The sequence below is a fragment of the Peteryoungia desertarenae genome (assembly GCF_005860795.2).
Classification (GTDB): Bacteria; Pseudomonadota; Alphaproteobacteria; order Rhizobiales; family Rhizobiaceae; genus Allorhizobium; species Allorhizobium desertarenae.
Map to the genome: position 1 here is coordinate 1,145,435 of NZ_CP058350.1, position 22,013 is coordinate 1,167,447.

The 22,013-nt window shown below is 58.8% G+C and carries 21 protein-coding genes and 1 other RNA gene; 7 read left to right on the forward strand and 15 right to left on the reverse strand.

Features of this window, described 5'->3' with window-relative positions; genetic code table 11:
- Nucleotides 1–78: 78 nt before the first annotated feature.
- Both FE840_RS05330 and ffs read right to left on the reverse strand, forming a co-directional pair.
- The gene (locus tag FE840_RS05330; RefSeq protein ID WP_138285854.1) at nt 79–1,962 is read right to left on the reverse strand and encodes a DNA polymerase III subunit gamma/tau; all 1,884 of its coding nucleotides are present in this window, start codon (nt 1,960–1,962) and stop codon (nt 79–81) included.
- A gap of 82 nt (nt 1,963–2,044) precedes the next feature.
- Nucleotides 2,045–2,141: signal recognition particle sRNA small type (gene ffs, locus FE840_RS05335), an RNA gene on the reverse strand.
- Nucleotides 2,142–2,232: 91 nt separating this feature from the next.
- On the opposite strand from ffs, the gene FE840_RS05340 reads away from it, so the two are divergent.
- Both FE840_RS05340 and nudC read left to right on the forward strand, forming a co-directional pair.
- The gene (locus FE840_RS05340; RefSeq protein ID WP_138285853.1) at nt 2,233–2,640 is read left to right on the forward strand and encodes an HIT family protein; all 408 of its coding nucleotides are present in this window, start codon (nt 2,233–2,235) and stop codon (nt 2,638–2,640) included.
- On the forward strand, nt 2,637–3,596 hold the full coding sequence (nudC, locus tag FE840_RS05345) for an NAD(+) diphosphatase (RefSeq protein WP_138285852.1): 960 nt from the start codon (nt 2,637–2,639) through the stop codon (nt 3,594–3,596). The genes FE840_RS05340 and nudC overlap by 4 nt, the downstream gene beginning before the upstream one ends.
- A gap of 6 nt (nt 3,597–3,602) precedes the next feature.
- Here nudC and FE840_RS05350 read toward each other — a convergent pair whose 3' ends face one another.
- Both FE840_RS05350 and FE840_RS05355 read right to left on the reverse strand, forming a co-directional pair.
- Nucleotides 3,603–4,400 carry a prephenate dehydratase gene (locus tag FE840_RS05350; protein WP_246318888.1) on the reverse strand — a complete coding sequence of 266 codons (798 nt, stop codon included), beginning with the start codon at nt 4,398–4,400 and terminating at the stop codon, nt 3,603–3,605.
- Between the two features lie 66 nt (nt 4,401–4,466).
- On the reverse strand, nt 4,467–5,222 hold the full coding sequence (locus tag FE840_RS05355; RefSeq protein WP_138285850.1) for a 3-deoxy-manno-octulosonate cytidylyltransferase: 756 nt from the start codon (nt 5,220–5,222) through the stop codon (nt 4,467–4,469).
- Nucleotides 5,223–5,375: 153 nt separating this feature from the next.
- Between FE840_RS05355 and FE840_RS05360 the strand changes: the two genes are divergently transcribed.
- Nucleotides 5,376–5,933: a c-type cytochrome gene (locus FE840_RS05360; protein WP_138285849.1), complete on the forward strand. Its 558-nt coding sequence runs from the start codon at nt 5,376–5,378 to the stop codon at nt 5,931–5,933.
- Nucleotides 5,934–6,003: 70 nt separating this feature from the next.
- Here the strand turns inward: FE840_RS05360 and FE840_RS05365 are convergent, their stop codons facing one another.
- On the reverse strand, nt 6,004–6,954 hold the full coding sequence (locus FE840_RS05365; RefSeq protein ID WP_138285848.1) for an AEC family transporter: 951 nt from the start codon (nt 6,952–6,954) through the stop codon (nt 6,004–6,006).
- Between the two features lie 327 nt (nt 6,955–7,281).
- Here FE840_RS05365 and FE840_RS05370 point away from each other — a divergent pair, with 327 nt between their 5' ends.
- Nucleotides 7,282–8,274 (forward strand): adenosine kinase, encoded by a 993-nt coding sequence (locus FE840_RS05370; RefSeq protein WP_138285847.1) that lies wholly within the window; start codon nt 7,282–7,284, stop codon nt 8,272–8,274.
- On the opposite strand, the gene FE840_RS05375 is transcribed toward FE840_RS05370, so the two are convergent.
- On the reverse strand, nt 8,267–8,755 hold the full coding sequence (locus FE840_RS05375) for an SH3 domain-containing protein (RefSeq protein WP_246318889.1): 489 nt from the start codon (nt 8,753–8,755) through the stop codon (nt 8,267–8,269). The genes FE840_RS05370 and FE840_RS05375 overlap by 8 nt on opposite strands.
- A 246-nt stretch (nt 8,756–9,001) precedes the next feature.
- On the opposite strand from FE840_RS05375, the gene FE840_RS05380 reads away from it, so the two are divergent.
- Nucleotides 9,002–10,006, forward strand: a complete 1,005-nt coding sequence (locus FE840_RS05380) for a 2-hydroxyacid dehydrogenase (RefSeq protein WP_138285845.1) — start codon at nt 9,002–9,004, stop codon at nt 10,004–10,006.
- Between the two features lie 6 nt (nt 10,007–10,012).
- Here the strand turns inward: FE840_RS05380 and FE840_RS05385 are convergent, their stop codons facing one another.
- Genes FE840_RS05385 through recF form a run of 3 tightly spaced genes read right to left on the reverse strand, consistent with a single transcriptional unit; the run spans nt 10,013 to nt 12,417 of the window.
- Nucleotides 10,013–10,489 (reverse strand): GNAT family N-acetyltransferase, encoded by a 477-nt coding sequence (locus FE840_RS05385; RefSeq protein ID WP_246318853.1) that lies wholly within the window; start codon nt 10,487–10,489, stop codon nt 10,013–10,015.
- A complete protein-coding gene (locus FE840_RS05390; protein ID WP_171033644.1) occupies nt 10,486–11,247 on the reverse strand; it encodes a molybdopterin-synthase adenylyltransferase MoeB in 762 nt (253 codons plus the stop codon). Before FE840_RS05390 ends, FE840_RS05385 begins: the two co-directional genes overlap by 4 nt.
- A 42-nt stretch (nt 11,248–11,289) precedes the next feature.
- Nucleotides 11,290–12,417: a DNA replication/repair protein RecF gene (gene recF, locus FE840_RS05395; protein WP_138285843.1), complete on the reverse strand. Its 1,128-nt coding sequence runs from the start codon at nt 12,415–12,417 to the stop codon at nt 11,290–11,292.
- 160 nt (nt 12,418–12,577) lie between these two features.
- Between recF and FE840_RS05400 the strand changes: the two genes are divergently transcribed.
- Both FE840_RS05400 and FE840_RS05405 read left to right on the forward strand, forming a co-directional pair.
- Nucleotides 12,578–12,865, forward strand: a complete 288-nt coding sequence (locus FE840_RS05400) for a hypothetical protein (RefSeq protein ID WP_138285842.1) — start codon at nt 12,578–12,580, stop codon at nt 12,863–12,865.
- 345 nt (nt 12,866–13,210) lie between these two features.
- Nucleotides 13,211–13,420, forward strand: coding sequence for a SlyX family protein (locus FE840_RS05405; protein ID WP_138285841.1), 210 nt, complete (start codon nt 13,211–13,213; stop codon nt 13,418–13,420).
- Between the two features lie 101 nt (nt 13,421–13,521).
- Here FE840_RS05405 and dnaJ read toward each other — a convergent pair whose 3' ends face one another.
- The 6 genes from dnaJ to FE840_RS05435 all read right to left on the reverse strand — a co-directional run bounded on the left by dnaJ (nt 13,522) and on the right by FE840_RS05435 (nt 21,941).
- On the reverse strand, nt 13,522–14,658 hold the full coding sequence (gene dnaJ, locus FE840_RS05410) for a molecular chaperone DnaJ (RefSeq protein ID WP_138285840.1): 1,137 nt from the start codon (nt 14,656–14,658) through the stop codon (nt 13,522–13,524).
- Between the two features lie 4 nt (nt 14,659–14,662).
- On the reverse strand, nt 14,663–15,136 hold the full coding sequence (locus FE840_RS05415) for a hypothetical protein (protein ID WP_138285839.1): 474 nt from the start codon (nt 15,134–15,136) through the stop codon (nt 14,663–14,665).
- Complete coding sequence (gene dnaK, locus FE840_RS05420; RefSeq protein WP_138285838.1) at nt 15,136–17,049, reverse strand: molecular chaperone DnaK; 1,914 nt, start codon at nt 17,047–17,049, stop codon at nt 15,136–15,138. Before dnaK ends, FE840_RS05415 begins: the two co-directional genes overlap by 1 nt.
- 283 nt (nt 17,050–17,332) lie before the next feature.
- A complete protein-coding gene (locus tag FE840_RS05425; RefSeq protein ID WP_138285837.1) occupies nt 17,333–19,567 on the reverse strand; it encodes a transglycosylase domain-containing protein in 2,235 nt (744 codons plus the stop codon).
- A 199-nt stretch (nt 19,568–19,766) separates the two neighbouring features.
- Nucleotides 19,767–20,225 (reverse strand): YbaK/EbsC family protein, encoded by a 459-nt coding sequence (locus tag FE840_RS05430; protein WP_138285836.1) that lies wholly within the window; start codon nt 20,223–20,225, stop codon nt 19,767–19,769.
- 327 nt (nt 20,226–20,552) lie between these two features.
- Nucleotides 20,553–21,941, reverse strand: a complete 1,389-nt coding sequence (locus FE840_RS05435; RefSeq protein WP_138285835.1) for a dipeptidase — start codon at nt 21,939–21,941, stop codon at nt 20,553–20,555.
- Nucleotides 21,942–22,013: the final 72 nt, after the last annotated feature.

Here is a 22,013-nt window from a genome sequence, read left to right on the forward strand (position 1 = left end):
GGTCTCCTTGTTCTCGTTCATTGCCCTGTATGATCGTATTTCGGCTCATCAGATGGAGCCTGGGGTCGATCCGGATTGTCAGAATTCGATATCATCGCCGGGAAGGATGTCACCCTCATCGGATTCGGCAACGGCTGGCGGCGGCTTCACGTCCTCATCTTCATCCTCGGCGGTTGCCTTGATGCGCACATCCGTAATCTTTGCGCCAGGAAAACGGCTGAGAATGGCGGCGACGTCGGGGTCTTGCCGCGCATCGATGAGACGTGCTTCCCGTGTGCTGGCCTCAGCTTCAACCAGTGTCGGCTGACCAGGCTCGCGGCTCAGGATGACCATCCAGCGGATCTCGGTCCATTCCTCGAGCCGCTTTTGCAGATCACTGACAAAGGATTTCGGTGCATCCGGTGGGAGGTTGATCTCAAGCCGTCCTGGCTCAATGCGCACCAGCCGTGCATAATTGCGCAGCAATGCCTTCAGCTTCGGATCACGGTTCTGGGTGCAGAGGTCTGCAATATCTTCCAGCGAACGGACGTTTACCTTTGGTGCCGGGTGGGCCTCGGCCTGCCTCACTTCCGCATGCTCAACCGCGGAAGGGAGCGCATCACCAGCCGGAACGCTCTGGAGGTGGGCAACAGGCTGAGATTGCTGAATGCGTGTCGGTTCTGGCTTGGTCTGCGCAATCAGTGCTGGTCGTGCCGCCAGGGAAGCAGTAGCACCGCCACCGCCCGGTCGTGTAGTTGAAGGTCCGCGTTCGCCAGCCGAAGGCCCATCGCCCATTTCGAGAAGGCGGCGAGCCGCTTCCTCGGGCGAGGGCAGATGCGCAGCATGCGCCAGACGAATGATCACCATCTCGGCTGCCCCGGCCGGGCGCGATGAACCCTCGGCCTCTGGAATACCCTTTAGCAGCATCTGCCACATGCGCGACAGCGTGGTGACCGCAAGGCTTTCAGCCAATTCTCCACCGCGCACCCGTTCGATTTCGCTCAGCGACGCATCATGAGCTGCCGATGGGACATATTTCAGTCGGGTCACCAGATGGGTAAAGTCTGCAAGATCCGTCAGCACCACGGTCGGATTGGCGCCTGCTTCATACTGGCTGCCAAACTCGTCCAGGGCAGCGGCAACGTCGCCACGGACGATATGCTCGAAAAGGTCGACGATGCGCGCCCTGTCGGCAAGCCCCAGCATGGAGCGGACGGCCTCTGTCCTGACCGCCCCGGCACCATGGGCGATCGCCTGGTCGAGCAGCGATAGGCCATCTCTGGCCGAGCCTTCGGCAGCGCGGGCAATCATAGCCAGCGCATCGTCCTCAGCCGCAATCCCTTCTTTGGAGAGAATGGTTGTAAAAAGGCCGACGAGGTCGCTTGCACTGATCCGCCGCAGGTCAAACCGCTGGCAGCGTGAGAGGACAGTGATCGGGACCTTGCGGATTTCCGTCGTTGCAAAAATGAACTTCACATGTTCCGGCGGCTCTTCCAATGTCTTCAGGAGACCGTTGAAAGCGGCCGTCGACAGCATGTGCACTTCGTCGATGATATAGACCTTGTAGCGCGCCGAGACGGGTCGGTAGCGCACCTGCTCGATGATCTCGCGGATGTCGTCGATGCCGGTGTGTGAGGCTGCATCCATCTCGATCACGTCGACATGGCGGCCTTCCATGATTGCCTGGCAGTGTTCGCCGGGGCTGCGCAGATCGATCGTCGGCTTGTCGACGTCGGCTGTCTTGTAGTTGAGAGCACGGGCGAGAATGCGGGCCGTCGTGGTCTTTCCCACTCCGCGCACCCCGGTCAGCATATAGGCTTGCGCAATCCGGCCCGTTTCGAACGCATTGGTCAGCGTGCGAACCATGGGTTCCTGGCCGACCATAAGGTCCGAAAAATCCTTGGGACGGTATTTGCGGGCAAGGACGCGGTAGGCCGTCGAGGCGGTCTTGGGGTCAGTCGCTGCGGGCTCTTTATCGCTCATCGCGCTTAGGGCTTCCCAATCCGCCCGGCCTTCGGGCACGGTTCGGCCCATGCGAGATACATTGGCCGGTCATGGAGATAAGGTGGGAGGCTGGCACGATGACCCGTGCCGCGCTCGTTAGGGCTGCTTCCTTCCGGACCTGACCCGGTTGGCGAGTGGCTCGTCCACCACCAACCTCCCGCGCCACATATCGGCAATTCTCCACTCAAATGCAAGCCAAGCCCATAAAAAACTGATAGGCTTGCGAAAAACACCTGCGGAGAAACACGCTTGGAACCCTATGCCCTTGATGAACGCCTTGCCAGCGATAGCCAATCCCTTGCCCATCTCGAGCTATGTGATGTCCGCCTTGCCCGCGACAGCCGCTGGCCCTGGGTCATCCTTGTCCCTCGCCGTCCCGATGTGAGTGAGATATTTGATCTTTCAGAAGAGGAGCAGAGCCTCCTGGCCCAAGAGCAGGTCCACGTGGCCAAGGCTTTGAAGGCGATGACTGGCGCCGACAAGATCAACATCGCTGCGATCGGCAATGTTGTTCGCCAACTCCATGTCCATGTTGTTGCCCGTTTCGAGGGCGATGAAAACTGGCCTCGCCCGATCTGGGGTCATGGAACGCCTGTCCCCCACACGGATGAAACTTTCAACCAGATGGCAAACAAGCTGCGTGGCCTTTTGCAATGAGCATTTCAATTTTCGATACCGCCGCACCCCATCCCGAAGCCAGCGCCCTCACAGCCTTTTCCGGCAACGGCCTCGATCGCTATGCCGAGCATCGCAACGAGGATAGCCTGGCGGAAGCCTTTGCGCTGGACGGAATGCATATTCTCGCGTTTGCCGGGAATGCGCTGGTTCTCAAACATGACGGCCAGGTTCTTGATCCGCTGTTTGCGCCCTACGAACTGGCCGATCTTGAACCCGATCTGGAAAGCGCCATCCTGTTGGGGCGCAAGCCCAATGGCGAATACCGGATAGCGGTTCCCGTCCGCGCGACCGAAGAGAACTTGACGGCCCAGTACAAGCTGCTGTCACCCCGCGCACTGTTTCGGGAGGAGGGCGTTGATCCCGAGCTGGTGGGCGAGGCGGCCCAGGGCTTCAGCCTGCTGCACTGGAACAAGGAGAATCGCTTCTGCGGTGGTTGCGGCAAGCCGGTCGAGACGCGCATCGGCGGCTATAAGCGCGAGTGCATCCATTGCAGCCGCGTCTTTTTCCCGCGTACCGATCCCGTCGTCATCATGATGACAATTGACGAGGCCAATGACCGGTGCTTGCTGGGCCGCGGCGCCCACTTTCCCGAAGGCATGTATTCCTGCCTGGCCGGCTTCATCGAACCCGCCGAGACGATCGAGAGTGCAGTGCGCCGCGAGACCTTCGAAGAGTCTGGTATCGTGATCGGGCGCGTACGCTATCATGCATCGCAGCCATGGCCGATGCCGCATCAGCTGATGATCGGCTGTTATGCCGAAGCCCTGAGCCTGGAGGTAACGAGGGACGAGGCAGAGCTTGCCGATTGCCGCTGGTTCACCCGCGACGAGGTGCAGGCCATGATCGATCACCGCTCGGAAATCGAGAAGGCGCCGAATGACGGCACCATCGCCAACCGCCTCATGCGCGACTGGCTCGACTGGCCGAGAGGCTGAGGATGATCAGAGCTTACCGCGCATCTGATGCGCCTTGTAGACGCCGAGGATGCGGACCTTCTCGGAAAAGAAGCGCAGTTCTTCTAGCGCTCGCTTGACCGCCGCATCGTCTGGATGGCCTTCTATATCGGCATAGAATTGGGTGGCGATGAACTTGCCGCCAATCTGGTAGCTCTCGAGCTTCGTCATATTGACCCCGTTCGTCGCAAATCCACCCATTGCCTTGTAAAGGGCCGCCGGAATATTGCGAACATTGAAAACAAAGGTCGTGATGAAGCGCTCGTCCGCGCTCGTCCGCTTCGGTTCGTCCTCGTCACGCGAGAGGACCACGAAACGCGTCACGTTGTTTTCTGAGTCTTCAACGTTTTCTGCCAGGATATCGAGCCCGTAAAGCGAGGCCGCAAGCCGTGGTGCGAGTGCGGCCATGGTCCGGTCACCCTTTTCCGAGACAAGTTTCGCAGCCCCAGCGGTGTCCCCTGCAACCACGGCCTTCCATCCATGGCTTCGGATGATCTTCCGGCATTGGCCAAGTGCATGGATGTGGCTATGCACGGTGCGGATTTCATCGAGCTTCACGCCTGGCAGCACCATCAGCTGAAACCGGATCGGCATGAAATACTCGCCCACAATATGCAGACGCGACAGCGGCAGAAGATAATGGATGTCGGCAACACGTCCTGCCAGCGTGTTTTCGATCGGGATCATTGCGAGATCGGCCTCGCCGCTCTCAAGTGCCACAAAGGCATCTTCGAAAGTCGCGCATGGCAGGGGCGCCATGTCCGGGAACATGTCGCGGCAGGCCATGTCTGAATTGGCGCCGAAGTCGCCCTGGAATGCAATCACGTTGGTGGAAGCCAAGACTTGATGTCCTTACTGAGAAGATGAAGAGAGAATGCGCCGGGCTTTTTCGAGGTCTGCCGGGGTATCGACGCCGAGCGGGATCGTGTTGACGACTTGCGCGTCGATCCGCATCCCGACCTCCAGTGCCCGCAACTGTTCGAGCGATTCACGCTTCTCCAGTGTCGAGGGCGGAAGCGAGACGAAACGTTCCAGAGTAGAGCGCCGATAGGCGTAGAGGCCGATGTGATGATAGAGCGGTCCGGCGCCATAGGGTGCGGTTGCGCGGGTAAAGTAGAGGGCCCTGAGCCTGTTCTGGCCAATTGGCGATCCAACGACCTTCACGACATTGGGGTTGGTCTTTTCCGCTTCTTCCGTGATCTCGACCGTGAGTGTTGCGATATCGACGCTTGGCTCCTCAAGAGGGGAAAGAGCTGATCGAATCGTCGCAGGATCAATCGTCGGCAGGTCTCCCTGCACGTTGATGATAATGTCGGCATCGGCTCCGGCATCACTCTTGCCCAAGGCTTCATGGATGCGGTCGGACCCTGATTGATGGTCCAGTCGTGTCATCACGGCCTCATATCCGGCCGATGCGACAGCATCAAAAGTTCGCTGATCGTCCACGGCAACGATGATTCGCCCGACATCAGCCTCGCGCGCACGATGTGCCACCTGAACGATCATTGGCAGGCCGGCAATATCGGCCAGAGGCTTTCCGGGAAGCCTTGTCGAGGCCATACGGGCAGGAATCAGCACCACTGCCTTGCCCGCAATGCGGTTATTCATCGTTAACCCCTTCTAATTCCACCCGAGAAGTGGCAAAAAGTCCCAGTTGCGGGACCATAATCGTGTTGCAAGTGTTTTGCAAAAGACATAGGTTCCGCCCGATTTCAAGATCGTCTGGTTGCCGTTCAACCGACTGCATGGGGAGCTTTGCAGATGAACTCTTATGTGAACATGGGTGTAGGTGCATTCCTGGGCACCGTTTTCGTTCTCATGTCCGTATCGATCGCCTCGGATGGGATCTTCCATGCTGAAGCGCCTGAGCAAGAAGGCTTCGCCATTGTTGCCGAAGTTGCGACGAGCGATGAGGCACCGGTTGTGGAAGAGGCAACGCCGATTGCGGTTCTGCTCGCGAGTGCCGATGCGACCGCTGGCGAGAGCGTATTCAAGAAATGTGCGAGCTGTCATACCATCGACAAGGGTGGGGCGAACAGGGTTGGTCCGAACCTCTATGGTCTCGTTGACCGTCCGATCGCAACGCATGAAGGCTTCAGCTATTCCTCTGCTCTCAAGGAATTTTCGCAGGGTGGTGCTGAACTTTGGACCTGGGATCACCTCAACGAATTCCTGTTGGCACCGAAGCGCCATGTCCCGGGTACGTCCATGGGCTTTGCGGGTATCAAAAAGGACGACGAGCGCGCCGATCTCATTCTGTATTTGAACACGATGGCGGATGCGCAGGTTGCGCTGCCGGAGCCTCCAGCAACGAACTGATGCCGTTGATTAAGTTCGGTGGTTACAAAGATGCCCGGCCAGACCGGGCATCTTGCGTTTTGGGCGCCCGTTACAGCAGAAGCCAGGCCCAGAAGGTCACGCTGACAACGCCTGCGGCCGTTGACTGCGTTATGACAGAGGCAGCGAGGCCTTGTCCGACACCAAAACGGTTGGCAATCAGCCAGGCATTGATGCCGGTCGGGACACAAGAGGTGAGAACGAGTGCGGCCGTCCAGGTTGGGCTCAGGGACAAGAGGTGGCAACCGCCCCAGACGATAGCCGGCATGAAGAAAAGTTTCAAAATTGCGACTGTCGACGAAATCCCGAGCTGGTCGATCATGCGATAACTGTTCAGCGTCATCCCAAGCGATATGAGCGCCGTCGGCGCTGCAACTCCGGCGATCTGACCAACTACACTGTCGATCACTTGCGGAAGTTCGAAATCCATGACCTGTACCGCAAGTCCGGCAGTCAGACCAATGATCAGCGGATTGCGGACAAGGTTCATTCCGACCTGCCTCAAGATGGTCCGGATGCCTCCCGGCTTGTGGTCAGGGCCCCTTACCGCCCGTTCGGCCTGTTCCATCGCCAGCGTGCCGACAATCATCATCAGCGGCAGATGGATGGCAAGCAGGATCGACATGGCCAGCATTCCATCCTGACCGATCGTGTGATCGACCAGCGGCAGACCAATGAAGACGTTGTTGGCGAAAGCGGCAGACAACCCGGCAAGAACGCCCATGCGCAAGTCGAGGCCAAACAGTCGTGTCGCCAGCAGGTGGCCGAGAAACCAGGTGAGACCGACGCCGGTAAAATAGGCGATCCAGAGACGAAAGGGCGAGGCTCCCTGAAAGTCAGCAGCAACAATCGTGCGAAACAACAGCATGGGCACAGCGACCTTGAAAACAAAATCCCCTAGTGCGTCCCCGATTTTCTGATCGACTATGCCTGCGCGTACGAGGGCAAAGCCGAGAAGGATCAGAATGAAAAGTGGAAGAACGTCTTGGGAGATTTCCGACATGAAGGGCGCTCGCGACTGGCTTGAGAGCCAGCACTTAGCGTGCCGACAGAGGCTGGAGCAACCTGCTAGATCTCGCCTTTCAGGCGGGTGGCCTGCACAAAACAGAAAACCGGGATTGCTGCCGCCAGTACATCCGTGGTCGGCAGTCCCGGTTGCGGGATCCTTGATCCCTGGAATTGGCAGCCGGGGAGATGGCTGGCCGTTTCCAATGCTCCCCTCCGTAGAGGTGTCCTGTTACAGTCAGATGACGCGGAAGGGCCTGTTGCCCCTTTTCAATCCGGCAAAACTGTTTATGACGCCTGTGGAAACCAGAGGAGCCCGCCCTTCATGAGCCGTTTTGACGTTCTGACCGTCGGCAATGCCATCGTCGATATCATCTCCCGCTGTGATGATCAGTTTCTGATCAGCAATGAGATCACCAAGGGCGCGATGAATCTGATCGATGCCGAGCGCGCAGAACGGCTCTATGGCCTGATGGGGCCAGCCGTTGAGGCATCCGGCGGCAGCGCTGGCAACACGGCTGCGGGCATCGCCAACCTGGGCGGCAAGGCCGCCTATTTCGGCAAGGTGGCACAGGACCAACTGGGCGAGATATTCACCCATGACATCCGTGCGCAGGGCGTGCATTTCGAGACAAAGCCCGGGGACAGCCAGCCGCCGACCGCGCGCAGCATGATCTTCGTCACCGAAGACGGCGAGCGTTCCATGAACACCTATCTGGGCGCCTGTGTCGAACTGGGCCCTGAGGATGTCGAACCGGAGGTCGTGGCACAGTCGAAGGTCACTTACTTTGAAGGCTATCTCTGGGACCCGCCACGTGCCAAGCAGGCAATCTTGGACTGCGCGCGGATCGCTCACGAGAATGGTCGGGAGATGTCGATGACGCTCTCCGACAGTTTCTGTGTGGGCCGCTATCGGGCTGAATTCCTGGATCTGATGCGATCCGGCACAGTCGATATCGTCTTTGCCAATGAGCAGGAGGCGCTCTCCCTTTATGAGACGGACGATTTTGCGCTGGCGCTGGATCGTATCGCCGCAGACTGCAAGCTGGCGGCTGTCACCATGGGTGAAAATGGCGCGATGGTGGTGAAGGGCGACCAGCGCTTGCAGATACCGGCAACCGTCGTGACCAATCTTCTTGATACCACCGGTGCCGGTGATCTCTTCGCCTCCGGTTTCCTGTACGGGTACACAAATGGCCGAAGCCTGGAAGACTGTGCCCGTCTCGGCTGCTATTCGGCCGGTGTCGTCATTCAGCAGATCGGCCCCCGCCCGATGACGTCGTTGGAAAAGGGCGCGCGCGCGATCGGCCTTATTTGAAGGCTTCGCCCGGATAGGCACCCCAGATTTCCGCCTGGCTGACCCAGCCGGTCACGCCCTGGACCTGGGCCCGGCACCAGTTGCCATTGCATTCTTCGAGCCTCATGATCACGCCGGGCTCCAGTTTGGCAATGATCTGTGCCGATGACATGGAATCGCGCCGCATCATCACATAGACGCTGTCACCATTGCCCCGCATCCAGGGCGCGGCGACGGCCGTTCTTTCGCCGGTGAGCAGCGATTGGTTGACCCAGCCTTCAGTGCCATCGGCATCCCGAATCCGACGCCAGTTTTCGTATTCCTGGATGATCTCCACCGGAAGGCCTGATTTCTGATAGCGCCATGAAACGGCATAGTCCGTGCTTGGTCCGACCCTCAGATTGACCTGTTCGGCCTTGAGGCTGACAAAGCGGGGCAGGGGCAGACCGGTCGAGCCTCTGGTGGCCTGCGCGGCAGCAGAACTTGCTCCGGCCAGCAACATGGCCAGCAAAGCGCAGACGGCAGTGTTGAGACGAGCGACATTCAACATGATGCTTCCGATTCACCGACAAGACTAATGGGGGGCTTTCACAGACCAAGGGGCGTGGATATCTGCCTTTCGACAAATCCGCTGCCGTTGAGCGAGTTTTGTTTGTCTTCGCCTGCGGGTTTGGTAGAAATTGCCCTTTAAGGGCGGAGTATCCCCCGTCTTGGTTAATGAGCTCTAAACAAGGCATCGATACGTCTCATGACGAACAGGAAAAGACCCAAGGTCTACATCACTCGAAAACTCCCGGACGCGGTGGAAACCCGCATGCGCGAGCTTTTCGAGGCAGAACTGAATATCGATGATCGCCCCCCAAGCCGCGAGCAGCTGATTGCTGCGGTGAAGGAGGCAGATGTTCTCGTTCCCACCGTAACCGACCGGATTGATTCGGACCTGATTGCGCAGGCTGGTTCGCAGTTGAAGCTGATCGCAAGCTTTTCGAACGGTACCGATCACATCGATGTCGACGCCGCTGCCAAGCGCGGCATCACCGTGACCAATACGCCGAATGTCCTGACGGAAGATACGGCGGACATGACCATGGCGCTGATCCTCGCCGTGCCGCGCCGGCTCGTCCAGGGCGCACGTGTGCTCATGGACAAGCCCGGTGAGTGGGAGGGCTGGTCTCCCACTTGGATGCTGGGCCGTCGCATCTGGGGTAAACGGATCGGCATCATCGGCATGGGCCGTATTGGCACGGCAGTCGCACGTCGCGCCAAGGCTTTTGGATTGTCGATCCATTATCACAATCGCCGTCGTGTAAGTCCCGCTACGGAAGAAGAACTGGAAGCAACCTATTGGGACAGCCTTGATCAGATGCTGGCCCGGGTGGACATTGTCTCGGTCAACTGCCCCTCGACCCCGGCCACATTCCACCTCTTGTCAGCCCGGCGCCTGGCATTGCTTCAGCCCAGCAGCTACATCGTCAACACGGCCCGTGGCGACATCATCGATGAGGATGCCCTCATCCAGGCGCTCAGGGCCGGAAAGATTGCCGGCGCTGGCCTTGATGTTTTCGAGAATGAACCGGCGGTCAATCCGAAGCTTGTCAAGCTGGCCAATGAAGGCAAGGTGGTTCTCCTGCCGCATACCGGTTCGGCGACCATTGAGGGTCGCATCGATATGGGCGACAAGGTCATCATCAACATCCGCACCTATTTCGATGGTCATCGACCGCCGAACCGGGTTCTGCCCAGTCGGACCTGACAGAGTTCAGAGCAGGAGCTTTTGCATTTCGATGGACGTCGTGCGGTCAAAGCCGGCATGGCGGTTTTCCGCTGTTTTGACAAAGCCCCATCTTGCAAAGCGTTGCTGGTTATCCGTAAGCTCGATGCGCGTCTCCAGACGCAGCGCCGGAAGCCCGAGTTGTCGAGCAACCACTTCTGCTTCTCGCAGCAGGCCCCACCCGATGCCTCGGCCTTGTGCCGCTGGAAGGATCGCCAGCTTTCCGATGTAGAGAGAAGTGGCCTCCGGTCGCAGAAAGGCGCAGCCCAAGATGCCGGTTTCGTCGCGGGCCATCAGGGCGATTTCGCCTTCTGTCTTTGCCCGAAGAGAATCGATGGTAAGTGATCGTGCAGAGGAAGGCGGGTCAACCACGCCATCCATATAGGCAAAGGACAGGCGGATCAGTTCGAGCAGACTCGGGAAATCGTCAAAGCCCGATCCAATTTGCTCGATCTCAACACTCAACCCCGCGTTTCCCGGCGCTTGTAGCGGATCGTGTCAAATCTTGCGGCAAGCCCGTCATAGATGAGCAGGCGTCCAACCAGCGGCTCTCCAATGCCTGTGATGATCTTGATGGCTTCCATTGCCATCAAGGTACCGATGACGCCCGTCAGGGCGCCAATCACGCCTGCTTCTGCACAGGCTGGCACGACACCCTCTGGAGGTGCCTCCGGAAAGAGGTCGCGGTAACGCGGATTCGGCCTCCCATCAGGTCCGGCTTCATAAGGCTTCAGGACCGTCACGCTGCCATCGAACCGCCCGACGGCACCGGTGACAAGTGGCACGGCAAGGGCCTCGCCGCTATCTGCCGCTGCATAGCGGGTGGAGAAATTGTCCGATCCGTCGATCAGCAGCGTATGACCGGGCAAATGATCCTGTGCGAAAGCCGCATCGAAACGCGCCTCGTGGCGAACGACCCTGCAATGCGGGTTGAGGCGGGCAATGGCACGGGCCGCACTTTCTGTCTTTTGTTCTCCAAGAGTGCCGCTGTCATGGATGACCTGGCGCTGGAGGTTGGAAAGCGACACGCCATCATCGTCAACGATGGTCAGCGTACCGACGCCGGCGCCCGCCAGATATTGCAGCACGGGCGATCCGAGTCCGCCAGCGCCAATAACCATGACGCGCGCCGCCTTCAGCAACTGCTGTCCATGGCCGCCCACTTCGGGCAGCAGGATGTGACGGTGATAGCGAGAGAGCTCTTCTGGCAGCAGGGGTTCCATGGCTGACATCATGTCACCCTATGAGCAGGACTGAAAGGGATCTCATATTTCGAGCTTACCATGATGCACCGAAATGAATTGAGCACGTGTTCCCAGAGCCTCAAACATCGATTTGTCGGTGCCCGTCATGAAGGATTGACCGCCAAGAGCGTCGATCCGGTCGAACAGAGCCGCCCTACGGCCTTCGTCAAGATGAGCAGCAATCTCATCGAGAAGCAGGATCGGCGCAAAGCCTGTCATGGTGGCAACGAGGCGTGCATGGGCAAGAATGAGCCCAATTAGCAGGGCCTTTTGCTCCCCAGTCGAGCAACGCTCCGCCTCCATGTTTTTCTCGACATGCCGTATGACAAGATCGGCCCTGTGCGGCCCATCCAAGGTGCGCCCGGCGGCGGCATCCCGGTAGCGGCCAGCCGCCAGCATTCCGATGTAAAGATCCTCAAGTTCATAGGCTGGCCTTTGTGCGTCGTCATCCAGGAATCCGGTGAGAGTAAGGCTCGCGGAGGGAAAGCGCGATGTCGTCAGATCGTCTGCTATCAGTCCCGCAAGAAGCCCCAGCATTTCCCGCCTGGCCATGGTCATGGCAACGCCGAGCGCTGCCATTTGCTGTTCGATACCGGCCAGCCAGGTTGGATCAAAGCGACCATCGGCCAGAAGCTTGTTTCGGCTGCGCATGGCCCTCTCGAAGTCGCTTGCGCGCCGGCCATGGGCGGGATCCAGCGAAAGCACTAGCCGGTCGAGAAACCGGCGCCGATCAGCCGATGCCCCGGTAAAGAGCCCATCCATGGCAGGCGTCAACCAGAGCACCCGCAAATGATCGGTCAGTTCGTCGACCGACTTGGCGCTGGCACCGTTGATTCGGAGACGACGCACGGGATTGCCGTCCTCGCCACCTTCTGTGCCAGTGCCAATCTCAACATCGCCCGCCATGCCTTCCAGAGCTGCGAAGACCGAGAAGCCCTGGGGCGCATCAATGCGTGAGATGTCAGCAAGAACAGCACGACGGAGACCGCGACCAGGCGACAAAAGCGATACGGCCTCCATGAGGTTGGTTTTTCCCGAGCCGTTTTCGCCCGTCAGCACGACATGCCGGTCACTCAGCGGCAGGTTGGCCTGCGCATAGTTGCGAAAGTCGGTCAGCTTGAGCTTCTGGATATGCGTTTTCTGGGTCATCGGTCGAATTCGTTGCTGCCTTGAGCTAGGCCGAACGGTCATAGAAGGCAAGGGCAGTCTGGTGTATCGCCGGCATTGCCCTTGCACTGCGGCGCTTGGCGACATGGAACGAAGTCCTACATGCTGTAGTTGGATCTCACTTCAGCTCCACGAGGCCATGATGTTGCGCAATCGAGACGATCTGACGCCGGAAGAAGCCCGTCAGGACCACAGGGATATGCTTCGCTTCCTTGCGATGAATGCCACGGGTGGCGCAGGGCTTGGCTTTGCCGTCTCCGGCCTCATCTTGTGGCTCGATCTAGGTGGTCTCGGCTCGCTCTTGTCGCGGGCAGCCAACCCTCTCCTGCCGGCTCTGATGATCTCCATACCTATGGCACTGACCTTCGCCGCGGCCATGGTCGCCTCAGCGGTGATGCTGATGCCTTACAAGAAAAAGAAGCAGCTCTAGAGCCGTTCATTTCTAAATGGAATCAGTTCTGTTGGCTGAAACGGAGTCGGATGGTCGCCCGGCTGGCGCGCGCCGTAGCTAACGCATACGGCCAAGCCAGCCGGGCGATCAGGCGGCCCGTTCCAGCCAACCCGAAGGGTCGGGCATCTTTCCGTCGGGATCAGCGGCGATCGTCTCGCCCATACACCAGGGTATGCGCCTCGCCGATCGTCGCTGCCCCGACAAAAACCTGCTCCGGCAGAACTATTTCCATTTAAAAATGAACGGCTCTGGACCAACGAGTTTGACCGCGAGACAGCTTTTGGGCATCTAGCCCGAAGCATGTTTTTCAGGGAAGGGCCAAGTATGAGCGATCAGGAAGAGCGCATCGTCCGTTTGGAAGAGACAGTTGCCCATCAGGCCAGGATCATTGAAGAACTTTCCGATCAATTGTCCGAACAGTGGAAGACGGTAGAACAGATCCGCGCTAAGCTTGACCGTCTCACGGAAAGATTCCTGACGCTGGAAGAACAGACCCTTGATGCGCCAGCCATCACCCGGCCGCCCCATTACTGACGATGAGGAAGCCTTGGATTGCCACCGAGCCGCTTGCGAACATGCAAAGGCCGGCACGGATGCCGGCCTTGATGTCTTAACAGGTGCTGCCGCGCCGGTACTTATCCCTCGAAGAATTCCTTCATCCGGGCAAAGAAGCCGGTGGATTCCGGGTTGTTCTCCTTGGAGGAGAGCTGCTCGAACTCCTGCAACAGTTCGCGCTGGCGCTTGGTCAGCTTCTGTGGCGTCTCGATCTGGATCTGGATGTAGAGGTCGCCCATCTGCGTCGAACGCAGGATCGGCATGCCCTTACCCTTGAGACGGAACTGCTTGCCCGGCTGCGTACCCTCGGGAACGGTTACGCGTGACTTCGAACCGTCAAGCGTCACCACGTCGAATGTACCGCCAAGGGCTGCCGTCGTCATGGAAATCGGGACAGCACAATAAAGATCGGCTCCATCCCGCTGGAAGAACTCGTGCGGTCTGACCGACAGGAATATGTAGAGATCGCCGGCTGGCCCGCCGCGCAATCCTGCTTCGCCCTCGCCTTGCAGGCGGATGCGTGTTCCGTCCTCAATGCCTGAGGGAATATTCACCGACAGAGAGCGTTCTTCCGTAACGCGGCCCTGGCCGTGGCACTTGGTGCATGGATCGCTGATTGTCTGGCCACGACCATGACAGGTGGGGCAGGTCCTCTCGATGGAGAAGAAGCCTTGGGCAGCGCGAACGCGCCCTGATCCCTGACAGGTGGAACAGGTTGTCGGCTTGGTGCCAGGCTTGGCACCTGAACCCGTGCACACATCGCAGGTGATCGAGGTCGGCACGCGGATCTGCGCCGTCTTCCCGGTAAAGGCTTCCTCGAGCGAAATCTCCATGTTGTAGCGGAGGTCGGCACCACGCTCGCGCCCGCCGCTGGAGCGTGCCCGTCCGCCACGTCCGCCACCCATCATCTCGCCAAAGATGTCTTCGAAGATATCGGAGAAACCGCCGCCGGCAAAACCACCACCGCCGCCACCGAAGCCGCCGCCACCCTGTTCAAAAGCGGCGTGGCCGAAACGGTCGTAGGCCGCCCGCTTCTGCGGATCCTTCAGCGTTTCATAGGCCTCGTTGATTTCCTTGAACTTGCGTTCTGCGTCCTTGTCGTCGGGATTCTTGTCGGGGTGAAACTGCATCGCAAGCTTGCGAAAGGCGCTTTTCAGCTCCTTTTCATCCGCCGTGCGGCTGACCCCCAGTGTCTCGTAGAAATCTGCTTTTGCCATGGTCTTACAGAGCTCTCAGAGCTTTCTCCACGCTTGTATGACTGCCGGGCTTTTTCCCGGCCTGTTGATCGCATGCACGCATATCCGCCTCGAAGTCACCAGCCGCAGCAAGCGCGTCGCCCAACAAAAGCTTTCGACCTTCGCCAGTGATGGAAAGTCCGTCTGCGGCAGAAACCGCCACATAGGCCAGGGCATGCGCTGCCATATCGCATCGTGTGACTTCGCCGCCATTTTCGCGATGGGCAAGTGCTGTCTCAATGATTGAGCCAAGTTCCTGTCCGATCCTGGAGAGGGTTTTGCTGTCGCCGGCGCCAATCGCCTTGGTGACGCTGGCCTCGGCGAGGCTCACCTGTCGGTGAACACTGGCCAAATGGCCTTTGTCCTGCGCCAGCACGGTGCCCGTCGTCAGGATCAACGAAAATGCGGCTGGCCCGAAGGCCAGCCACGACAGGGGAGACAGGCGAGCAGTCGTCCGCATCAAGCAGACTTCTTCGCGTCTTCGTCCTTCACTTCTTCATAGTCGGCATCGACGATATCGCCATCCTTGGCATTGTCGCCATCGGAAGACTGAGCATCAGCCTGCTGCGCTTCGTAGATCGCCTGACCAAGCTTCATCGAGACTTCCATGAGCGTCTGGGTCTTGGCCTGGATGTCCTCGACCGAAGGATCGGAGGACACGAGGGTTGCCTTGAGGGCAGCAATTGCATCCTCGATGGCCTTGCGATCGGCTTCCGAGACCTTGTCACCGTATTCCGACACAGATTTCTCGGTCGAATGGATCAGGCTCTCAGCCGTGTTCTTGGCTTCAACAACCGCACGACGCTTCTTGTCGGCTTCGGCATTGGCCTCGGCGTCCTTCACCATCTTCTCGATATCGGCATCGGACAGACCGCCAGAAGCCTGGATACGGATCTGCTGTTCCTTGCCAGTGCCCTTGTCCTTGGCCGAAACCTGGACGATGCCGTTCGCGTCAATGTCGAAGGTGACTTCGATCTGCGGTACGCCACGCGGTGCCGGCGGAAGACCGACGAGGTCGAACTGGCCGAGCAGCTTGTTGTCTGCCGCCATTTCACGCTCGCCCTGCGATACGCGGATCGTCACGGCCTGCTGGTTGTCTTCAGCAGTCGAGAAGACCTGGCTCTTCTTCGTCGGGATCGTCGTGTTGCGGTCGATCAGACGGGTGAAGACGCCACCGAGTGTCTCGATGCCGAGCGACAGCGGGGTCACGTCGAGCAGCAGAACATCCTTCACGTCGCCCTGCAGAACGCCCGCCTGAATGGCGGCGCCCATGGCAACCACTTCATCCGGGTTCACACCCTTGTGCGGCTCCTTGCCGAAGAGCTGCTTGACGACTTCCTGTACCTTCGGCATGCGGCTCATACCGCCGACGAGAACGACTTCGTCAATCTCGGACGCGGAAACGCCGGCATCCTTCAGAGCTGCCTTGCACGGCGCAACAGTGCGCTGAACCAGATCATCGACCAGGCTTTCGAACTTGGCGCGGGTCAGCTTCATCGTCAGGTGCTTCGGACCGGAGGCATCCGCCGTGATGAAGGGCAGGTTGATTTCGGTCTGCTGCGAAGAAGACAGCTCGATCTTCGCCTTTTCGGCAGCTTCCTTGAGGCGCTGCAGAGCCAGCTTGTCGTTCTTCAGATCGATGCCCTGATCCTTCTTGAATTCGCCCGCGAGGTATTCAACCAGGCGCATGTCGAAGTCTTCACCGCCAAGGAAGGTGTCACCATTGGTGGACTTCACTTCGAAGACGCCATCGCCGATTTCGAGGATCGAGATATCGAAGGTACCACCACCCAGGTCGTAGACAGCAATCGTCTTGCCATCCTTCTTGTCGAGACCGTAGGCCAGCGCAGCAGCAGTCGGTTCGTTGATGATGCGCAGCACTTCGAGGCCGGCAATGCGACCAGCATCCTTCGTGGCCTGACGCTGAGCATCGTTGAAATATGCCGGAACGGTGATGACTGCCTTTTCAACCTTCTCGCCGAGATAGGCTTCAGCCGTTTCCTTCATCTTCTGCAGGATCATTGCGGAGATCTGCGACGGGGAATAGCCCTTGCCCTGAGCCTCTACCCACGCGTCACCATTGTCACCCTTCACGATGTGGTATGGGACAAGACCCTTGTCCTTTTCGACGGTTGGATCGTCGAAGCGGCGGCCGATCAGGCGCTTGACGGCGAAGAGTGTATTGGTCGGATTGGTCACCGCCTGGCGCTTGGCCGGCTGGCCAACGAGCCGCTCGCCGTCGTCGCTGAAGGCAACCATGGAAGGGGTCGTGCGCGCGCCTTCGGAATTTTCGATGACCTTTGTGTCCTTGCCGTCCATGACGGCGACGCAGGAATTGGTCGTTCCAAGGTCGATACCGATTACTTTTGCCATGTCATTCTCTCCTTGAAGCAGGCTGTCGGAACCCCCATCAGGCATTCTTCGACTGCCCCTCGACGTGGATGGTCTGGGATTGTCGCAGCTGAACTGCGCTATGCGGCGTATATAAGAAGCGGAATTTCTGACTGCAAGGCTGGAAATCCGCTGTCTGTGGGCAAAACGAATAGATTGGCAAACAGCAATTTCAGCTCAGCAATCAGTCACTTTGCTCAAATGGTTTTGCTTCCTAGCGAATGAGCCTTGTACCGGGCTTTTGTTGGTGGATGGTCGCTGGATTTCAGCGACCGAGAATAACGTCGAGAAGTGTGGTCCGTCTCGTTTCTACAGGACCCTCAAGGATGGGGCCAACATCAGCGGGCGGTACCGGCCCCTCTACATAGACATCATCATAGGGATACTCGGTCGCAGGCCCATTCGGCTGCGGTGGGCTTGGATAGTCGCTTTCGCCGCCGCTCTGGAGAACATCGGAGATGATCGTCGAGATGGTCATTTCCTGCGGAGGCTCCGGCAATGGCTCCTGATAGTCGCTTCCCGGCAGCAGGGCCGGCGTCAGACCCTGATGGGCTGTCGTCATGAAATCGTGCCAGGCCTCCGCCGGCAGACCGCCACCTGTCACCTTCTTCATCGGCGTGCCGTCATCATTACCGAACCAGATGCCGGTCGTTAGATTGCTGGTATAGCCGACGAAGAGTGCATCACGGAAAGACTGGGTCGTGCCTGTCTTTCCGCCGGCCTGCCATCCCTTCAATTGCGCCCGCTTGCCCGTTCCGTGGTCAACCACGGCTGTCATCATCCGGTTCATGCCGGCAACTACCGCCGAGTTGAGGACGCGTGGCGGCTCCAGATAGTTGTTTTCGTAGAGCACCGTCCCATCCGTGCGCAAGATGCGTTGGATCACATGTGGTGTAGCCTTGTAGCCGCCATTCATGAATGGCGCATAGGCGGCTGTGAGCTCCATCAGGGAGACTTCAGAGGTACCAAGCGCAATGGACGCGTTGTTCTGGAGGTCGGTCGAAATCCCCAGACGATGGGCCAGTTGTACCACTTCCTTCGGTCCGACTTCCATCACGAGCTGTGCCGCGACAGTGTTCAATGAGACGGCCATCGCCTCCGTGAGAGTGACGGTACCACGATACTTCTGGTCATAGTTCTCCGGTGTCCAGGAGCCGATCCGGATCGGCGCATCATTCCGAACCGATTCGGGTCGTAAACCCTGTTCCAGAGCTGCGGCATATACAAACGGCTTGAAAGCAGAGCCCGGTTGCCGCTTTGCCTTAACCGCCCGGTTGAACTGGCTTTCGGCATAATCCCGCCCGCCGACCAGCGCACGGATTGCGCCCGTTCCGTCAATCGCCACCAGAGCCGCCTGCGATACGCCAAGCTTTTCGCCCTGATTATCCAAGGCTTGCGTCAGCGCCGCCTCTGCCTTTTTTTCAAGCGTCATGTCGATGGTTGTTTCGACAATGACATCCTCTGTCAGTGTGCCAATAAGGCCAACCACGTCCTCCTTGACGAGATCAGCCACATATTGACCTGCGCCACTCCAGTAGCGCTTGGCTCTCGTCGGCGGCTGCGTCATCGCCGTCTTGATCTCGTCATCGGTGATATAGCCTGCCTCGCGCATGGCCGTGAGCACCACCTGTGCACGGGCCTCAGCCGCTTCCGGGTCGCGGGCTGGCGAAAGGCGCGAAGGCGCTTTGAGCAGACCTGCCAGCAGCGCCGCCTCGCCGAGATTGACGTCCCGTGCTGACTTGTTGAAGTAACGTCGTGATGCGGCCTCAACACCATAGGCGTTCGAGCCGAAGAAGACGCGGTTCAGATACATGGCAAGGATCTGGTCCTTGGTAAACTTGTGCTCCAGCCAGAAAGCCAACAGAACTTCCTGCACCTTGCGTTCGATCGTGCGCTCAGGAGAGAGGAAAAGATTCTTGGCCAGCTGCTGCGTGATGGTCGAGCCGCCCTGCACAGCGCGGCCGCTCATGATATTGGTCACGATTGCACGCCCGAGCCCCAACGGATCGACGCCGAAATGCGAATAGAACCGACGGTCCTCGATCGCCATGGTGGCCAGGGGAATGTAAGGTGACATTTCCTCAAGCGGCAGCGCCTCGCCGCCGGTTGCGCCGCGATTGGCAATTACAGTGCCTTCGACCGAAACGATCTTCATGTTCGGCGGTCGATCCGGGATCGTCCATGTACTGGCGCTCGGCATCTGGGAGGCATAATAGCCAACCAGCCCAACGAGGCCGATCCCGGCCCAGATGCACATGACAAAGCTCCAGTAGATCAGCTTACCGATACCGAAACCGCCGCCACCAGACTTGCGCTTTCTCTGCCCTCCACCGCCTCGACCGCTCGCGGCCTTGCTGCGTCCCTTGCTTTTTCCGGACGCACGGCGTTTCCCGCCACTGCCGACAATGCGATCGTCTTCATCCAGGCGAAAATCCTCGTCTTCCCGATCTTCCTCGAAGGTCGGTTCGACACGTTCGCGGGATTTTCCTCTGTTGACCATAATCCGTGATCTTGCTCCGGCTCGGACTGCGACAGCGCAGAAGAGCCATCGGTTCCAAAGGTATTGGGTGTGGCTCCCTGGCATTCAGGCGAATTGAGGCCCTGCTGGAATGTAAATACGGCGATTTAAGGGGAGGTTAACGCAGGGTAAACGCGCTCACACGCCTTTGATCAGATGAGGATTCCGTCTGCCGGAAGGATTACTGGCAAAGGTCGACCCATTCGGCTCGAGTCAGCTCTCCCATCCGCGCGGGTGCAATCCTGACCGCCGCATTGGTTGCTCCTGCTGCCGGTATCACGATGTCAAAGGCCCGCAGTGATATGTCGCAATATACCTGGAGAGGCGACGGCAAGCCAAAAGGGCATACACCACCGACGGGGTGACTGGTCGCCGCCACCACGGCTTCGGCATCAAGCATGCGCGGCTTCGTTCCAAAGCGATCCTTGAACTTTCGATTGTCGAGGCGCTTCGTTCCCGCCGTGACAACGAGAGCAACCTCGTCAACCAACCTGACACAGATTGTCTTGGCGATCTGGTCCGGTTCGACGCCATGCGCTTCTGCGGCCAGGGCAACGGTCGCTGAACTCGCTTCCGTTACGATGACGTTGAGATCGGGTGCATGTTGCTGGAAATATTCACGGACTGATTGAAGGCTCATAAGGCAAAACTAGCTCCAGAAGGTGAGCCTTTTCAAGCCGCATTTCGCCATCGCGCTTGAAAACAGCCTGATCCATCACCACCTATTGGCTATCAGGCGATCACGGGATAGCGTCAGAGTTGCATCGGGTTGCTTTATTAGCCTTAAAGCTTTGTTAAGCATCCCGCGCCATCCTGTGCGCAAGAGATGCTTGATGCGAAGGCAGATAGGTATCCTGACGATCGCATGTCGCGCTCGCATGGCTGACCACGGATGTACTGGCAGCAATGTGTGAAGCGTGATGGAAAGGCCGGTTTTCGCCGGCCTTTTTGCGTTTCTGATGCGGATTTATCCCTGTGCAAGGGCATCAAGGATCCGGATCCACGACCGTATGCCCTTATGGAAAGAATTGAGATCGTATTTCTCGTTCGGGGAATGAATGCGGTCGTCTGTCAAACCAAAGCCGACCAGCAGGGACTCCATCCCCAGCATGGTCTGGAAATCACCGACGATCGGGATCGATCCGCCCATTCCGATGACAACGGCGGGTTTTGGCCATTCGTCGGACAAGGCGTTCTTGGCTTTGGTCAGAACCGGTGAATCATAGGAAAGCTGGATCGCCGGCGATCCGCCATGTTCATGGAATTCTACCTTGCAGTCGGCAGGAATGCGTTCCTTGACAAAGGCTCTGAAGCTTTCCCGGATCTTCGCAGGGTCCTGCGATCCAACGAGGCGGAACGAGACCTTGGCGGACGCCTTCGCCGCAATGACGGTCTTGAAGCCTTCGCCGGTGTACCCGCCAATAATGCCGTTGACTTCCGCCGTTGGCCTCGCCCAGGTGAGCTCAAGCACGGAGCGGCCCTTTTCGCCGGACGGGATGGAAAGACCGACTTCGCCCAGGAAGCTTTCCGCAGTGCGTCCGAGACTGTCCCATGAAGCCTTGATGTTGGAGGGCGTCTCTTCCACACCCTCGTAAAAGCCGGGCAGAGTCACCTTTCCTGTCTCGTCATGCAGGTCAGCCAGGATTTTGGTGAGGATATGGACGGGATTGGCTGCAGCACCGCCGAAGAGACCCGAATGCAGGTCGCGATCAGCCGCCGTCACGGTGATCTCCTCGCCAACAAGGCCACGCAGGGCCGCCGCGATGGCTGGCGTCTCGCGGTCCCACATGCCGGTATCGCAGACGAGTGCAAAGTCCGCTTTCAACTCTGCCTTATTGGCCGCAAGGAAAGGCTTCAGCGATGGGGAACCCGATTCCTCCTCACCTTCGAACAGGATCGTGATTCTGATCGGCAGATCACCCTTGACGGCCTTATAGGCGCGGCAGGCCTCGACGAACGTCAGCAACTGACCTTTGTCATCGGAAGTCCCGCGGCCAGTGATGACCTTGTGCCCCTCCTTCTCCTTGACTGCCGGGTCAAAGGGATCATCCTCCCAGAGATTGAGCGGGTCGACCGGCTGCACATCGTAGTGACCATAAAACAGGGCATGCGGTGCGTCAGTTGACGCGCCTTTATGATGGGCAACGACCATCGGGTGGCCGGGCGTATCGCGAAGGGATGCTTCAAACCCGAGTGCGCTCAATTCGTGCACGAGCCACTCACCCGCCTTCCGGCAATCGGCCTTGTAGGCCGGGTCCGTCGAGATCGATGGGATGCGAACCAGATCAAAGAGCCGCTCCAGGCTTTTGGGAAGTTCGGCATCGGCCTTCGCAAGAATGGGTGAGAGATCGGTCATGTTATCGTCCTGAATGGATTGCAGTCCGGACGACGATAGATGAAAGGCCGAGGGCTTTCGAGGCTGGCTATA

Coding starts and splice junctions, on each gene's coding strand:
- FE840_RS05330 (WP_138285854.1), bottom strand. CDS start 1,962: ATGAGCGATAAAGAGCCCGCAGCGACTGACCCCAAGACCGCCTCGACG.
- nudC (WP_138285852.1), top strand. CDS start 2,637: ATGAGCATTTCAATTTTCGATACCGCCGCACCCCATCCCGAAGCCAGC.
- FE840_RS05350 (WP_246318888.1), bottom strand. CDS start 4,400: ATGGCCTGCCGCGACATGTTCCCGGACATGGCGCCCCTGCCATGCGCG.
- FE840_RS05355 (WP_138285850.1), bottom strand. CDS start 5,222: ATGAATAACCGCATTGCGGGCAAGGCAGTGGTGCTGATTCCTGCCCGT.
- FE840_RS05360 (WP_138285849.1), top strand. CDS start 5,376: ATGAACTCTTATGTGAACATGGGTGTAGGTGCATTCCTGGGCACCGTT.
- FE840_RS05365 (WP_138285848.1), bottom strand. CDS start 6,954: ATGTCGGAAATCTCCCAAGACGTTCTTCCACTTTTCATTCTGATCCTT.
- FE840_RS05370 (WP_138285847.1), top strand. CDS start 7,282: ATGAGCCGTTTTGACGTTCTGACCGTCGGCAATGCCATCGTCGATATC.
- FE840_RS05375 (WP_246318889.1), bottom strand. CDS start 8,755: ATGTTGCTGGCCGGAGCAAGTTCTGCTGCCGCGCAGGCCACCAGAGGC.
- FE840_RS05380 (WP_138285845.1), top strand. CDS start 9,002: ATGACGAACAGGAAAAGACCCAAGGTCTACATCACTCGAAAACTCCCG.
- FE840_RS05390 (WP_171033644.1), bottom strand. CDS start 11,247: ATGGAACCCCTGCTGCCAGAAGAGCTCTCTCGCTATCACCGTCACATC.
- recF (WP_138285843.1), bottom strand. CDS start 12,417: ATGACCCAGAAAACGCATATCCAGAAGCTCAAGCTGACCGACTTTCGC.
- FE840_RS05400 (WP_138285842.1), top strand. CDS start 12,578: ATGTTGCGCAATCGAGACGATCTGACGCCGGAAGAAGCCCGTCAGGAC.
- FE840_RS05405 (WP_138285841.1), top strand. CDS start 13,211: ATGAGCGATCAGGAAGAGCGCATCGTCCGTTTGGAAGAGACAGTTGCC.
- dnaJ (WP_138285840.1), bottom strand. CDS start 14,658: ATGGCAAAAGCAGATTTCTACGAGACACTGGGGGTCAGCCGCACGGCG.
- FE840_RS05415 (WP_138285839.1), bottom strand. CDS start 15,136: ATGCGGACGACTGCTCGCCTGTCTCCCCTGTCGTGGCTGGCCTTCGGG.
- dnaK (WP_138285838.1), bottom strand. CDS start 17,049: ATGGCAAAAGTAATCGGTATCGACCTTGGAACGACCAATTCCTGCGTC.
- FE840_RS05425 (WP_138285837.1), bottom strand. CDS start 19,567: ATGGTCAACAGAGGAAAATCCCGCGAACGTGTCGAACCGACCTTCGAG.
- FE840_RS05430 (WP_138285836.1), bottom strand. CDS start 20,225: ATGAGCCTTCAATCAGTCCGTGAATATTTCCAGCAACATGCACCCGAT.
- FE840_RS05435 (WP_138285835.1), bottom strand. CDS start 21,941: ATGACCGATCTCTCACCCATTCTTGCGAAGGCCGATGCCGAACTTCCC.